This is a genomic window from Sphingomonas sp. SP5, assembly GCF_058313455.1.
In genome coordinates this window covers 109686-123822 of record NZ_JBZFLF010000006.1, presented here as the reverse complement: position 1 = coordinate 123822, position 14137 = coordinate 109686, and the positions used below count along the sequence as shown (strand labels likewise).

General features: G+C 69.7%; 15 protein-coding genes. 9 read left to right on the top strand and 6 right to left on the bottom strand.

Annotated features, from left to right (window positions below; genetic code table 11):
• Window positions 1-30: 30 nt before the first annotated feature.
• Window positions 31-1701 carry an alpha-L-fucosidase gene (locus tag AC4GY7_RS15060; protein ID WP_491115574.1) on the top strand — a complete coding sequence of 557 codons (1671 nt, stop codon included), beginning with the start codon at window positions 31-33 and terminating at the stop codon, window positions 1699-1701.
• 7 nt (window positions 1702-1708) lie between these two features.
• On the opposite strand, the gene AC4GY7_RS15055 is transcribed toward AC4GY7_RS15060, so the two are convergent.
• Complete coding sequence (locus AC4GY7_RS15055; protein ID WP_491115572.1) at window positions 1709-2047, bottom strand: L-rhamnose mutarotase; 339 nt, start codon at window positions 2045-2047, stop codon at window positions 1709-1711.
• A 92-nt stretch (window positions 2048-2139) separates the two neighbouring features.
• Here AC4GY7_RS15055 and AC4GY7_RS15050 point away from each other — a divergent pair, with 92 nt between their 5' ends.
• Genes AC4GY7_RS15050 through AC4GY7_RS15040 form a run of 3 tightly spaced genes read left to right on the top strand, consistent with a single transcriptional unit; the run spans window position 2140 to window position 4786 of the window.
• On the top strand, window positions 2140-3153 hold the full coding sequence (locus AC4GY7_RS15050; RefSeq protein ID WP_491115570.1) for a zinc-binding alcohol dehydrogenase family protein: 1014 nt from the start codon (window positions 2140-2142) through the stop codon (window positions 3151-3153).
• Window positions 3154-3182: 29 nt separating this feature from the next.
• Window positions 3183-3989, top strand: a complete 807-nt coding sequence (locus tag AC4GY7_RS15045) for an IclR family transcriptional regulator (protein ID WP_491115568.1) — start codon at window positions 3183-3185, stop codon at window positions 3987-3989.
• Window positions 3989-4786, top strand: a complete 798-nt coding sequence (locus AC4GY7_RS15040; RefSeq protein WP_491115566.1) for a DUF429 domain-containing protein — start codon at window positions 3989-3991, stop codon at window positions 4784-4786. Before AC4GY7_RS15045 ends, AC4GY7_RS15040 begins: the two co-directional genes overlap by 1 nt.
• A gap of 55 nt (window positions 4787-4841) precedes the next feature.
• Here the strand turns inward: AC4GY7_RS15040 and AC4GY7_RS15035 are convergent, their stop codons facing one another.
• Window positions 4842-5411, bottom strand: coding sequence for a TlpA family protein disulfide reductase (locus AC4GY7_RS15035; protein ID WP_491115564.1), 570 nt, complete (start codon window positions 5409-5411; stop codon window positions 4842-4844).
• Window positions 5412-5427: 16 nt separating this feature from the next.
• Here AC4GY7_RS15035 and argH point away from each other — a divergent pair, with 16 nt between their 5' ends.
• The 5 genes from argH to AC4GY7_RS15010 are packed head-to-tail and all read left to right on the top strand — an operon-like array spanning window position 5428 to window position 10024.
• On the top strand, window positions 5428-6795 hold the full coding sequence (argH, locus tag AC4GY7_RS15030) for an argininosuccinate lyase (RefSeq protein WP_491115737.1): 1368 nt from the start codon (window positions 5428-5430) through the stop codon (window positions 6793-6795).
• Entirely contained in the window at window positions 6792-7031 is a 240-nt protein-coding gene (locus AC4GY7_RS15025) for a hypothetical protein (RefSeq protein ID WP_443585443.1), read from the top strand. Before argH ends, AC4GY7_RS15025 begins: the two co-directional genes overlap by 4 nt.
• A gap of 7 nt (window positions 7032-7038) precedes the next feature.
• On the top strand, window positions 7039-8319 hold the full coding sequence (gene lysA / locus AC4GY7_RS15020) for a diaminopimelate decarboxylase (protein ID WP_491115562.1): 1281 nt from the start codon (window positions 7039-7041) through the stop codon (window positions 8317-8319).
• A complete protein-coding gene (locus AC4GY7_RS15015) occupies window positions 8316-9074 on the top strand; it encodes a precorrin-2 dehydrogenase/sirohydrochlorin ferrochelatase family protein (RefSeq protein ID WP_491115560.1) in 759 nt (252 codons plus the stop codon). The genes lysA and AC4GY7_RS15015 overlap by 4 nt, the downstream gene beginning before the upstream one ends.
• A complete protein-coding gene (locus AC4GY7_RS15010) occupies window positions 9071-10024 on the top strand; it encodes a zinc transporter ZntB (protein WP_443585446.1) in 954 nt (317 codons plus the stop codon). The genes AC4GY7_RS15015 and AC4GY7_RS15010 overlap by 4 nt, the downstream gene beginning before the upstream one ends.
• Window positions 10025-10165: 141 nt before the next feature.
• Here the strand turns inward: AC4GY7_RS15010 and fliS are convergent, their stop codons facing one another.
• Genes fliS through fliR form a run of 4 tightly spaced genes read right to left on the bottom strand, consistent with a single transcriptional unit; the run spans window position 10166 to window position 14024 of the window.
• A complete protein-coding gene (fliS, locus tag AC4GY7_RS15005) occupies window positions 10166-10564 on the bottom strand; it encodes a flagellar export chaperone FliS (RefSeq protein WP_443585447.1) in 399 nt (132 codons plus the stop codon).
• Window positions 10564-12063, bottom strand: coding sequence for a flagellar filament capping protein FliD (gene fliD / locus AC4GY7_RS15000; protein ID WP_491115558.1), 1500 nt, complete (start codon window positions 12061-12063; stop codon window positions 10564-10566). The genes fliS and fliD overlap by 1 nt, the downstream gene beginning before the upstream one ends.
• A gap of 51 nt (window positions 12064-12114) precedes the next feature.
• Window positions 12115-13254, bottom strand: coding sequence for a flagellar type III secretion system protein FlhB (gene flhB, locus AC4GY7_RS14995; protein WP_491115556.1), 1140 nt, complete (start codon window positions 13252-13254; stop codon window positions 12115-12117).
• Window positions 13254-14024: a flagellar biosynthetic protein FliR gene (fliR, locus tag AC4GY7_RS14990; RefSeq protein ID WP_491115554.1), complete on the bottom strand. Its 771-nt coding sequence runs from the start codon at window positions 14022-14024 to the stop codon at window positions 13254-13256. The genes flhB and fliR overlap by 1 nt, the downstream gene beginning before the upstream one ends.
• Window positions 14025-14137: the final 113 nt, after the last annotated feature.

Here is a 14137-nt window from a genome sequence, read left to right as displayed (position 1 = left end):
TCGACAACCAGAGGGGAGGGAGGGGGCGGCATGACGACGACCAGACGCGAGATGCTCGGCGGCAGCATGGCGGCGGCGGCGCTGGCGCCGGTCGCGACCCTGCCGACGCAGCCGGGCGCGGGGCGTACGGTGAAGGTGCCGCCGCCGTCGCGCTTCACGCCGGACTGGGCGTCCCTCACTGCCGGCTACAGCGCTCCCGACTGGTTCCGCGATGCCAAGTTCGGCATCTGGGCGCACTGGACCGCGCAATGCGTGCCGGAGGCGGGCGACTGGTACGCGCGCGAAATGTACCTGCAGGGCAGCCGCGCCTACAAGCACCACCTCCAGCATTACGGCCATCCCGCCGACACCGGTTTCATGGAGATCCAGAACCTGTGGAAGGCGGAACGCTGGGATCCCGCCCGCCTGCTCGACCTCTATCAGAAAGCGGGCGCGCGCTATGTCATGGCGCTCGCCAACCACCACGACAATCTCGATACCTATGCCTCCAGCCACCACGCCTGGAACACCACGCGGGTCGGGCCGAAGAAGGACATCATCGGCACCTGGGCGAAGCTGGTGCGCGAACGGGGCCTGCGCTTTGCCGTGTCGAACCATTCGGCGCATGCCTGGCACTGGAACCAGCCCGCTTATGGCTACGATCCCGAGGGGCCGCGTGCCGGGCAGCGTTACGACGCCTGGCGGCTGACCGCGGCGCAAGGGGCGGGCAAATGGTGGCAGGGCCTCGACCCGCAGGCGCTCTACACCGGCCGGCTGATGCCGATGCCCGACGGTATCCGCACGGTGGAGGAGGCCAACGCCTGGCACGCCGCCACCGACGGGCTGTGGAGCGAGGGCGTTCCCGCGATCCCCGGCTATGCGCAGAACTGGTTCGCCCGCTGCCGCGAGCTGCTCGATACCTATCGCCCCGACATGATCTATTTCGACGATTTCGATCTGCCGATGGAGCAATACGGCCTCGATATCACCGCCTGGTTCTACAACCAGTCGATGCGGTGGCACGACGGGCGGCTGGAGGCGGTGGTCACCGCCAAGGGCACCGCGCCGCAGCGGCGCATGGGGATCGTCGACGACGTCGAGCGCGGCGGCAAGGATTATATCGAGCGTTATCCGTGGCAGACCGACACCTGCCTCGGCAACTGGCACTATGACCGCGACCTCTACGAACGGGGCGGGTACAAATCGGCGGCGCTGGTCATCCACACCCTGTGCGATGTGGCGGCGAAGAACGGCAACCTGATGCTGTCGGTACCGCTGCGCGGCGATGGCACGATCGACGACAAGGAAGAGCGGATCCTCGCCGATCTTGCCGACTGGATGGGGCGGTTCGGCACCGCGATCCACGGCAGCCGGCCTTGGCGTCGCTTCGGCGAAGGCCCGACCCGGCGTGGCGCGGGCAATTTCTCGGAAGGCGGGCCGACCTCCCCCTATGGCGCCCGCGATGTCCGCTACGTCACCAAAGCCGGAAACCTCCACGCGCTGCTGCTAGGCTGGCCGGACGATGGCATTGCCCGGATGACGTTGCTCGGCAGCGACGATCCGACGCTGCGTGGCACCGTGCGGCGGGTAACATTGCCCGGCGACTCCACGCCGCTGCCGTTCCGCCGCACCGGCGCGGCGCTGGAGGTGACGCTGCCCGACCGCGCGCGCCATGCCACCGGGGTGGCGCTGGTGCTGGCGGGGGAGGGCGTGGCGGACTGATCGCCGCTTATTGTTCGTCGAGCGAATAGATGCGCGTCATCGGCAGCCACTTTTCGCCCGGCGCGGCGTGCGGCAGCGCTTTCTGGAAGCGTCCCATCGCCACCTCCCACCGCGCATCGACCTCGGCGAGGTCGCCGTCGATCGCGCGCGGGAAGTCGTCCGAAACTTCGGCGATCATCAACAGGCGGTCGCCGGTGCGCCAGATCTCCATCGCCTCGAAGCCCTTGGCGCGAATGCCCTGGGTGACCTCCGGCCAGACTGCGCCGGCGGCATGCGCCCGCTCGTATTCGGCGATCAGATCGGCATCGTCGACGAGATCGAGCGCGAAGCACAGGCGGCGGGTCATGGCAATCCTCCTTTGATGGCACGGCTGTCTAACAGCTTCCCATCAACTCGCATATATGAGAGTGTGATCGCATGAAGCGGGAGGAACATGCGATGAAGGCCCTGATATGCGCGGCACCGTTCGATCTGCGCGTCGAGGAACGCCCGGCGCCCGAGCGGGGCGCGGACGAGGTGCTGATCCGGATGCGCCGCGTCGGCATCTGCGGGACGGACAACCACATCTACGCCGGCAAACACCCCTTCCTCGCCTATCCGCGGCTGATCGGCCACGAACTCGCCGGAGAGGTGGTCGCCGCGCCCGAGGGGGCGTCGCTGGCGCCCGGGCAGGTGGTGACCGTCAATCCCTATCTCGCCTGCGGCACGTGCATCGCCTGCCGCAAGGGCAAGCCCAATTGCTGCGTCGCGATCAGCGTGCTCGGCGTCCATGCCGATGGCGGCCTGTGCGAACTGCTGTCGGTGCCGCAGGATGCGGTGATCGATGCCGCCGGGCTCAGCCTCGAACAGGCGGCGATGGTGGAATTCCTCGCGATCGGCGCGCATGCGGTCCGCCGCGCGGCCCTGTCCGGCGGCGAGCGCGTGCTGGTGGTCGGGGCGGGGCCGATCGGCATCGCGGTGGCGCTGTTCGCGCGGATCGCCGGCGTCGAGCGGGTGGTGCTCGCCGATACGCGCGCGCAGCGGCTCGCCTATGCGCGCGACCGGCTGGGGTTTGCGGACGGCGTGGTCGCCGGGCCGGATGCGGCCGCCGCGTTCGCCACGCTGACCGATGGCGAGATGTTCGACCGCGTGTTCGATGCGACCGGCAACATCCACGCGATGCGCGCCGGCCTCGACTATGTCGCGCACGGCGGCAGTTATGTGCTGGTCGGCGTGTGCAAGGACGATCTCGTCTTCCCCGATCCCGAATTCCACAAGCGGGAGACGACGCTGCTCGCCAGCCGCAATGCGTTGGCGGCGGATTTCGCGCATGTCATCGCCTGTATCCGCGACGGCTCCGTCCCGACCGACCGCATCCAGACGCACAGCCTGACGATTGACGAGGCGCCCGAACGGATGCCTGCGCTGATCGAGGAAGCGGACAGCGTCCTCAAGGCGATAGTCTCGCTCTGACCGGCGACCTGGTGCATGATGGCGTGACGATGCCGACCACCGACAGCCAACCCGCCACCACGAGGGCGCGCAAGGGCAGCTATGCCGCACCCGCCCTCGACAAGGCGTTCCTCATCATCGAACTGCTCGCCAGCCGCCCGGAAGGCATGCTGGTGAGCGAGATGGCGACCGCGCTCGGCCGGTCGCTCGGCGAATTGTTCCGCATCGTCGTGGTGATGGAGGAGGCGCGCTACCTTGAAAAGTCGCCGGTCGACGATCGCTACCGCGTCACCTATAAATTCCTCGATATCGCCTATCGCGCGACGCCGGCCCGGCGACTGACCGCGGCGGCACTGCCCGAGATGCAGGCGCTGGCGCTGGCGATCGGCCAGTCGTGCCATCTGGTGGTGGTGCAGGGTGGCGCGGGCCTCGTCATCGCGCGCGAGGAAAACCCCGGCACGCGTGGTTTCGCGTTGCGCGTCGGTGCGTCGATCGACATCGTCGCCAGCTGTTCGGGCAAGGTGCTGCTCGCCTTTGCCGCACCCGATGCCGCCGCGCGCACGATCGACCGGGCCGAGGCGATGCTGGGCGAGCCGATCGACCGGGCGAGGCTGGCGCACGAACTGGACCGGGTGCGCGGCCAGGGGTATGAATTGCGCGAAAGCCCGGTGACGCGGGGTGTCACCGACGTCAGCTATCCCGTCTATGGCTTCGGCGGCGAGTTGATGGCGGCGCTGACCATCCCGTTCCTGGAACTGATCGACGCCTCGCACGCGGTCGGGATCGACGAGGCGCGGACGCTGCTCGCTGCGGCGACGGCGCGGATCGGGCAGCAGCTCGGCCACGACCCCGCGTGATGCCGCCTGCCAGCGTGGTGCTCGGGATCGACGCGGCATGGACCGCGACGAAGCCCAGCGGTGTCGCGCTGGCGGTGCAGGAGGCGGGCGGCTGGACGCTGCGCGCGGTGGCGCCCTCCTATGGTCACTTCCTGGCGCTCGCTCACGGCGAGGCGGTGCCGGACCGCCCGGCGGGATCGCTGCCCGATGCCGGCGCCTTGCTGGTCGCGGCCGAACGCATTGCCGGTGCCCCGGTGTCGCTGGTGGCGATCGACATGCCGCTGTCGCATCGCCCGATCACCGGCCGCCGCGCGTCGGACAATGCCATCGCCCGCGCCTTCGGCAACCGTCATTGCGCGACCCATTCGCCGAGCGCATTGCGACCGGGGCCGTTGAGCGACCGTCTGTGCGCCGATTTCGCGGCGGCGGGCTATCCGCTGCGCACCAACGACGCGGCCGCGGGCGGACTGATCGAGGTCTACCCGCACCCCGCGCTCGTCGTGCTGGCCGGTGCGGCGCGGCGACTGCCCTACAAGGCGGGCAACAGCGCGAAATACTGGCCGGGCGAGCCGCTCGCGACGCGCAAGCAGCTGTTGCAGGCCGAATGGCGGCGGATCGCCGGCCTGCTGGCATCGCGCCTCCACGGCGTCGCCGATCGCCTGCCGCCGCTCGGCGAACGCCCGACCGGGATCGAGAGCAAGGCGCATGAGGACATGCTCGATGCGATCGTCTGCGCCTGGATCGGCACGGAAGCGCTGGCCGGGGCGGCGGACGCCTATGGCGACGCCGAATCGGCGATCTGGGTGCCGCGCGGCTGACGAGCGGCCATCCTCACCCTTCGCCGCGGAAGGGTGAGGGGGCGCGACCGGCCCGTTACCCGGCCTCGCCGATCAGCTTCGCCGCGGCCGCGCCGTTCCAGTCGTTGCCGCCGTTCCAGCGCCACACCTCCTTGCCGGCCGCATCGAACAGGATCGTCGTCGGCAGGTTGGCGTTCCAGCCGAGCGACAAGGCCATCTGGTCGTCGACGTACGGCACCAGCGACGGTGCGCCATGCGCCTTCAGGAAGGCGGGCACCTTGGCCGCATCGTTGGTGTCCTGGCTGATCGCGGCGACCTGCACCGTGCCGCGCTTGGCCAGCGCCTCCAGCGTCGGCAGTTCGGCGACGCAGGGGCCGCACCAGGTCGCCCATAGATTGACCAGCACCGGACGCCCACGGAAGGCGGCGAGCGTCGTCGGCTTGCCGTCCGGTCCCTTGAAGGCGGTGGCGGGCGCCGCCTCGCCCTTGTGGCTGCGATCGAGGCCGGTCAGCGCCTTGGCGGCGGGGGCCGCCGCCTCGTCGGGCGCGGGCGCGGCGACGTTTGCTTGCCCGGAGGACTGGCTTTGCCTATCGCAGCCGGCAGCTGCCAGCGCCAGGAGACAGACGATCGCGACGCGCGAAACCATGAGCGGATCCAATTCGATGTGGGGCGGCCGATTCGCCGAAGGCCCGGCTGCGGTGATGCGCGAAATTAACGCCTCCATCCCGTTCGACAAGCGGATGTGGCGCCAGGACATCGCCGGGTCGCAGGCGCATGTCGCGATGCTGGCCAAACAGGGCATCGTCTCCGCCGAGGATGCCGCCGCGATTCGTGCCGGGCTCGACACCGTCGCCGCCGATTACGCGGAAAACGGCGTGCCCGAGGATCTCAGCCTTGAAGACATCCACATGCTGACCGAGGCGAAGCTCGCCGCCGCGATCGGCCCGGTGGCGGGACGCCTGCACACCGCGCGCAGCCGCAACGACCAGGTGGCGACCGATTTCCGCTTGTGGGTGCGCGATGCGATCGACCAGGTGCTCGCCGCGCTTACAGGGCTGACCGAGGCGCTGCTGACCCGCGCCGAAGAGCATGCCGATGCGGTGATGCCGGGCTTCACCCATCTGCAATCGGCGCAGCCGGTGACGCTGGGCCACCACCTGATGGCCTATGTCGAGATGGTGGCGCGCGACCTGTCGCGCTTCCGCGACGCACGGGTGCGGCTCAACCTGTGCCCACTGGGTTCGGCGGCGCTCGCCGGCACCAGCTTCCCGCTCGACCGACAGATGACTGCGGCGGCGCTCGGCTTCGACGGGCCGACGCGCAACAGCCTCGACGGGGTGAGCGATCGCGACTTCGCGCTCGATTACCTCACCGCCGCGACGCAGGCGGCGCTGCACCTGTCGCGCCTTGCCGAGGAATTCGTGCTCTGGGCGTCGCAGCCGTTCGGCTTCGTCGCCCTGAGCGACCAATGGTCGACCGGCAGCTCGATCATGCCGCAGAAGCGCAATCCCGACGCCGCCGAGCTGGTGCGCGGCCATGCCGGGCGCATCATGGGCTGCATGACCAGCCTGATGGTGACGATGAAGGGCCTGCCGCTCGCCTATTCCAAGGACATGCAGGACGACAAGCCGCCGGTGTTCGAATGCCACGACCTGCTCGGCCTGTCGATCGCGGCGATGACGGGGATGGTCGAAAGCGCCACCTTCCGCACCGACCGGATGCGGGGCCTTGCCGAAAGCGGCTTTGCCACCGCCACCGATTTCGCCGACTGGCTGGTGCGCGAGGCGGGCCTGCCGTTCCGCGAGGCGCATCACGTCACCGGCCGCGCGGTGAAGCGCGCCGAGGAACTGGGCGTGCGGCTCGACGCTTTGCCCTATGCGGAATTTCAGGCGATCGACGCGCGGGTGAACGAGAGCCTGTACGACGTGCTGTCGGTCGATGCCTCGGTCGCCAGCCGGACGAGCTTCGGCGGCACCGCGCCCGCCAATGTGCGCGCCGCGATCCGCGCTGCGCGGGAGAGCCTGCGATGAAACGCTTCGTTGCGCCGATGGCGCTGGCCCTGGCGCTCGCCGGTTGCGGCGCCGCCAAGGAGCTGCAACCGGCCCCCGGCGCATCGCTGCCGCCCGCGCCCTACGGCGCGACCGCGACGCCGACGCCCAACCAGCTGCTCACGCCGACGACGCAGCAGCGCCCGCAGCGTAGCGACGAACTGCTCCGCAACTCGGATCAGCGCCGCAGCGACGAGTTCGACCTTCCTCCGAATTGATCGCCCGATGAACCATTTCGATTACCGCGACGGCGCCCTCCATTGCGAGGACGTGCCCCTGGCCCGCATCGCCGAAGAGGTGGGCACGCCCGTCTACGTCTATTCCACCGCCACCTTCCGCCGCCATGCGCAGGTGTTCCGCGACGGGCTGAAGGCGCTGGGGGCGCGCGTCCACCTCGCTTATGCGATCAAGGCCAATCCGAACGTCGCGGTGCTGCGCGTCCTCGCCGATGAAGGCTATGGCGCCGACGTCGTCTCGGGCGGCGAGATGGCGCGGGCGCTCGCCGCCGGCATCCCGGCGCGCGATATCGTCTTCTCGGGCGTCGGCAAGACGCGGGCCGAACTCGCCCGCGGCGTCGATGAAGGCATCGGCCAGTTCAACCTCGAACTGGAGGAAGAGGGCGCCGTCCTTGCCCGGATCGCCCATGCCAGGGGCAAGCGCGCCCGCGCCACCCTGCGCGTCAATCCGGACGTCGACGCCGGCACCCACGCCAAGATCTCGACGGGGCGCGCCGAGAACAAGTTCGGCGTGCCGATCGACCAGGCTCCGGCGATGTTCGATCGCCTGGCGCCGCTCGACGGCCTCGACCTCACCGGCGTCGCCTGCCACATCGGCAGCCAGCTTGCCGACCTGTCGCGGCTGGAGGAGGCCTACCGCCGCGTCGGCCGGCTGGTCGAGGAGCTGCGCGGCGCCGGCCACACCATCACCCGCGTCGACCTCGGCGGCGGCCTCGGCGTCCCCTACAAGCAGGGCGACGCGCTGCCGAGCCCGGCGGACTATGGCGCGATGGTCGCGCGCGTGACGAAGGGCTGGGACGTCGATCTGATGTTCGAACCCGGCCGCGTCATCGCCGGCAATGCGGGCGTGCTGCTGACCGAGGTGGTGTGGGTGAAGCCCGGCGTCACCAACCCCTATGTCATCGTCGATGCCGCGATGAACGATCTTGCCCGCCCCGCGCTCTACGATGCGTGGCACGATTTCGCCGCGGTCCGGCCGAACGGCGAGCGGATGACCGCCAATATCGCCGGCCCGGTGTGCGAGAGCGGCGACACCTTCGCCATGGGGCGCGAGATCGATCGCGTGGAGAGCGGCGACCTCGCCGTGTTCCGCACCGCGGGTGCCTATGGCGCGACCATGGCCTCCACCTACAACAGCCGCGACCTCGTGCCCGAGGTGCTGGTCGACGGCGATCGCTATGCGGTGGTCGCCGACCGGATCGCCGCCGAAACGATTCTCGCTGCCGAACGCGTGCCGGAATGGCTCACCCCGGCGAAGGCCGCGGGATGACCCTCCACAGCCTGCCGCTGTTCGTGCGGCTGGCGGGCCGCCCGGTGATCCTGCTGGGGGAGGGCGAGGCGGCCGATGCCAAGCGGCGGCTGCTGGAGCGGGCAGGGGCCGTGATCGTCGGCGAGGAGGCTGCGGCCGCGCTCGCGATCGTCGCCATCGAGGATCAGGCCGACGCGCTGGCGGCGGTGGCCCGGCTCAAGGCGCGCGGCGTGCTGGTCAACGCCGTCGACCGGCCCGAGCATTGCGACTTCACCACGCCCGCGATCGTCGACCGCGCGCCGGTGCTGGTCGCGATCGGCACCGGCGGGGTATCGGCCGGCCTCGCCGCGGCGCTGCGCCAGCGGCTGGAGGCGCTGCTGCCTGCCGGGCTGGGGCGGCTGGCGGACGGATTGCAGGCGGCGCGCGGCGCCTTGCGGCAGCGATATCCCGATGGTGCCGAGCGGCGGCGCGCCCTCGGTGCGGCACTGGCCGCCGGCGGCCCGCTCGACCCGCTTGTCGAAACCCCTGATGTCACCGGATGGCTGGCGGCCGACGCATCGCCTGCTGGCGGGCATGTGCGGATCGTGCTGACCTCCCCCGACCCGGACGACCTGACGCTGCGACAGGCGCGCGCGCTCGCCAACGCCGATCGGGTGCTGCATCATCCGGGCGTTCCCACGGCGATCCTCGACCGCGCCCGCGCCGATGCGGTGCGGGCGGCATGGCCGGGCGGGGGCGAAACGGACGGGCTGACGGTGGAAGTGGAGATGGCATGAGCGGCTTCGGCTATCGCGTCACCGGTGGCAAGGCGCAGCGCGTCGCGGTGAAGGAGGCCCTGTCCTGCACCGCCGATTTCGTCTGGGTCCACCTCAGCACCAACGAGGATCGCGCCCAGGCCTGGCTGCGCGACGCCGCCGGGCTCGATGAATATGTCGTCGAGGCGCTGACCGCGATGGAGACGCGGCCGCGCTGTGAGGCGTTCGAACATGGCGCGCTGGTCAACCTGCGCGGCCGCTCGTCGCAGGAGATGGCATCGGGCGATCCGCTCGCCTCGGTGCGGATCTGGGCGATCAAGGGCCGCGTCTATTCGGTGACGCGGCGCGACCTGTTCGGCGTCGCCGAGGTCGAGAAGCAGGTGGAGCAGGGCGGCATCGTCGACCCCGGCGACCTCATCGCCGCCTTCGCCACCGCGATCACCAGCGATCTCGACCCGCATGTCGCCGACTTGGGCGACGAGCTCGACGATTGCGAGGAGCGGCTGGACGCCAACCGCGTCTTCGACCTGCGCCGCACCGTCACGCGGGTGCGCGTCGCCGCGATCGGCTATCGCCGCTTCCTCGCCCCACAGCGTGCCGCGTTGGAGAAGCTGGCGGCGCTGCCCGGCGAATGGCTGGCGGAGGACGATCGCCGCCACCTCTCCGCCGCCGCCGACCGCGCCGCGCGCATGGCCGAGGAGGTGGAATCGATCCGCGAGCGTGCCTCGCTGATGCACGAGGCGCTGACCGACCTCAGGAGCGAGCAGATCGACAGCCGCTCGCTCATCATCTCCATCGTCGCGATGGTGTTCCTGCCGCTGACCTTCCTGACCGGCCTCTACGGCATGAACGTCGCGCACCTCCCCTACGCGCAGGAGCCCTGGGCGTTCGATGCGATCATGGGCCTGTGCGGCGCGATCACCGTGCTGGTGCTGGGTTATTTCGTCCAGCAGCACTGGTTCCAGAAATAGCTAAATCCTCGCCGGCACGGGGAGGTGGCACGGCGCAGCCGTGACGGAGGGGCAGCCAAGCAGCGAGATCGCCTGGGGCTGCCCCTCCACCACTCGGCTGCGCCGAGCGGTCCCCCTCCCCGTGCCGGGGAGGAGTGCAGTTTACCCCGCCCGCGCGGCGCGCCAGGCGTCGGCAATTTCGTTGAGGCTCGCCGCCGCCGCGCGGAACGGCGCGGGATCGGTGCCGACGGAGGCATCCACCACGGTGCGGCGGATGCCGGCGTAGAGCCGCGCCAGCGTCGCCGACACATCGCCGCCGCGCTCGAAATCGAGGCCGGATTCCAGCGCGAACAGGATGGCGGTGGCGCGGGTCACGCGCTCGCTCTTGGTACGCAGCTGGTTGTTCTCCACCGCCCAGGCCGCGGCCCGGAGCGCCGACACCAGTTCCTCGTACAGCAGCTGCACGAGGCCCGGGCCCTGCGCCTCGGCGGTGCGGCCGACGACGTCGATCTGGCGGTAGGTGGCGTAAGGATCGCCGGAAAGCGCGGTCGCGTAGGCCATCAGCTATCCTTGCTCCACGCCTTGATCTGGTTTTCGAGAAAGGTCTGCGTCGCCTTGTAGGCGGTGACCCGGCTGTTCATGCTGGTGAATTGCTGCGTCAGCCGGGTGGTCATCGTATCGGATTGCGAGGTGATGCTGTCCTGCTGCTTCGACAGGTCCTTCTGCGCCGCGGTATAGGTCGCGGCCGAAGCTCCGAGGCCGTAGGCGCTGCTCGATGCGGCCAGCGAAATGCCGGACAGCGAGCTTTGCAGGCCCAGTGCGTTGCTGGCGGTCGGCGCGAACATCGCCTCCACCTCGTCCGGATAGGCGGCGAGCACCCGGTTGAGTGTGGTCGCATCCACCTTCAGCGTGCCGTCGCGGTTGGTGGCGATGCCGAGCTGCGCCAGCGTGGTCGGTGCACCGGGCGTGGCGCTCGACACCATCGACTTGGTGGTCAGCCCCTGCAGCGAACGCATCAGCGTGCGCGCCGCGGTGTCCGATTTCAGGTCGCCGTCGACCGGGTCGGTCTCGCTCTTCACGCTCGCATAGACCTGGTTGTAGGTGTCGACGAAGTCGCTCACCGCCTGTGCCAATGCGCTGGTCGGCCGGGTGCTGCCGAGCGACACCGGCGCCGCCGACACGGCGTTGAGTTGCAGCTTCACGCCGGGGACGAGGTCGCTGATCGTGTTGCTGCTGCGCTGCACGCTGACGCCGTCGACGGTCAGCTTGGCATTGCCGGCGGTGCCGGTCAGCGTGCCGGCGTTGACGCCGACGTTGAACTGGTTGAGCGCGCTACCCGTATCGTCCGCCTTCAACGTAAAGGCCTGCGCCGCGCCGGTGGTGCCCTTCAGCGACAGCACCGACTTGCCGTCCTGGTCGGCGATGACGGTGGCGGTGACGCCGCTCTTGGCCGCGTTGATCGCGGCGGCGATGCCGTCCAGGCTGCCGTCGGTGACGTTGATCGACACGGGCGTGCCGCTGCCCGCGGTGAAGCCGGTCATCGTGGCGCCGTCGCCGCTGTACGTCGCGGTGCCCAAAGTCAGCGTCAGCGTGCCGGTGGCGATCGATGCGGTCCGGTCGGCGATCGCCGCGGAGCGCGCGCCCTGCGCGGTCGCAAGCTGGCTGACGGTGATGCTGGAGGACAGCTGGCCGACCTTCGCACCGCTGATCGCCGAGGCGGAGACGATCGCGCTGTTCGAACTCACCGGCTGGGTTTGCAGCGTGCCGCCGCCGGTCAGCGTGCCGAGTGCGGTGGAGAACTGGCTGATCGTGTTCTTGAGCGTCGAGGTCGCGGAGATCTGCGCGGTCAGCGCATTGGTCTTGGCGGCGAGCGCGGCATTCTTGGCGGCGAACTGCGCGGTGACGAGGTTGGTGACCAGCGACGCGGTGTCGACGCCCGATCCGGTGCTCAGCGAGGTGAGGACGCTCTGCGCCGCGGACTTGGTGACGTTGGCGGTGCTCGCCGCCGTGGTCGCCGGCGTCGGGGTAGGGGTGCTCGTCGTTGACGTGGTGGTGACCATGGTTCGCTCGCCTCGCGCTTCATGAATGTTAACGGCCGCCGCCGGAAATCCTTAAGCCGTTTTCTTTGCGATCTTGATGCCGTGTTCGTCGAAGCGGGCGCTTTCCGGCACGTCGATCGGCGGCTGCGCGGTTCCGCCCGCCGCGGCGTTGAGGTTGAAGACGAAGGCGAGCACGGTGGCGATGGCGACATACAGATCGTCGCGCACCTCCTGGCCTTCGCGGCTGGTGTAATAGACCGCGCGGGCGAGCATCGGATATTCGAGGATCGGCACGCGCGCCTCGCCCGCCACCTCGCGGATCGCCAGCGCCGTCGCGCCGCGTCCCTTGGCGACGACCACCGGCACCTGGTCCTTGCCGCGATCGTAGCGCAGCGCGACCGCGAAATGCGTCGGGTTGGTGAGCACGACATGCGCCTCCGCCACCGCCTTGCGCACGCCGCCCTTGGCCATCGCCCGCTGCACGCTGCGCTGATGGCCCTTGGCCTCGGGCGAGCCTTCGGTTTCCTTATGTTCGTCGCGCACCTCCTGCTTCGTCATGCGCAGCTTGCCGAGCAGCTGGATGATCTGGATCGGCACGTCGAACAGGGCGATCGCGACCAGCCCCGCCGCCATCGCGATCATGATGCCGGTGAAGGTGCCGCCGAGTTCCGCCACCGCATCGCCCAGGCTGGACGAGGAGAGGCCCAGCGTCGCCCGGCTCGACTTCCACAGCATGTAGCCGCCGATCACGGCGAGCAGCACCACCTTGAGCAGCGACTTGCCGAGCTCGATCCAGCCCTGCGGCCCCAGGATGCGCTTGAGGCCGGAGGCGGGATTGATGCGATTGCCCTTGAAGGCGATCAGCTTGTTGTTCCAGGTCAGCGAACCGAGGCCCGCCGAGCTGACGATGGTGGCGATCACGCTCACCGCAAACAGGGTGATGAGCGATGGCAGCAGCTTCCACCCCGCCTGTTGCAGCGGGCGCCAGGGTGAGAAATCCTCGACGTCGGCTCGGTCGAACTGGAAGCTCGCCGCCATCACCGCCTTGCACGCCGCGATCAGCGAAGGACCGGCGAAGATCAGCCAGGCGACGCCCGCCATCACCACCAAAGCGGTGGCGAAGTCCTTGGACTTGAGGATGTTGCCGTCTTCGGCAGCCTTTTGCTTGCGCTTGGCTGTCGGGGCTTCTGTCTTGTCGCCACCCTCGCTCATCAGCCGCCTACCAGGCCTTGCGTGGCGGCGAGCCCTTCGCGGACGATGACCAGCATATAGTCGCCCATTGCCGGGAAGGCGACGGCGAGCGCGATCACGCCCACGGCGAGGCTGGCGGGCAGGCCGACCGAGAACAGGTTGAGCGCGGGCGCGGCGCGGCTGACCATGCCGACGATGAGGTTGAGGCACAGCAGCAGGAAGCCGACCGGCAGCGCCAGCAGCAGCCCGGCAAGAAAGGCATAGCCGCCGAAGAATGCGATCTGCTTCAGCCGGTCGGGCGCGATCCAGGTGCCGGGCGGCATCGTCTCATAGCTCTTCACCAAGAGCTCGACGAGCACGAGGTGGCCGTCGACCGACAGGAACAGCAGGGTCAGCATGATCGTGAAGAACTGGCCGAGCGCCGGGCTCGACCGGCCGTTCTGCGGATCGATCGACGAGGCGAAGCCGATCCCCATCGATCCGCCGATGATCTCGGACGCGATCGCCGGCGCGGCAAAGCCGATCTGGAGGATGAAGCCGATCGCCGACCCGACCAGCGCCTCGGCGAACACGGCAAGGAAGGTCGCGACCGCAAAGATCTGCGCCGGCGGCGTCACCGGGTGGACCGACATCACGAACACGCCGATCGCGCCCGACACGCCGACGCGCACCGGCAGGGGAATCGACACCGCCCCGAACACCGGCGCGACGACGAACGCCGCCCCGATGCGGATCATCACGAAGATGAGCGCCCAGAGCTGGGGTTCGATGGCTAAGCCGAATCCTAGCATGGCGCAGCGCCAGCGCGGCTACGCCCGCGCGGCCGGCGCAAGCCGGGGCGCAAGCCCGGCCGACCTCGGCACAGCCGAGGATCGACGACGCGGCTTTGCCGCGGCGCTGCGCG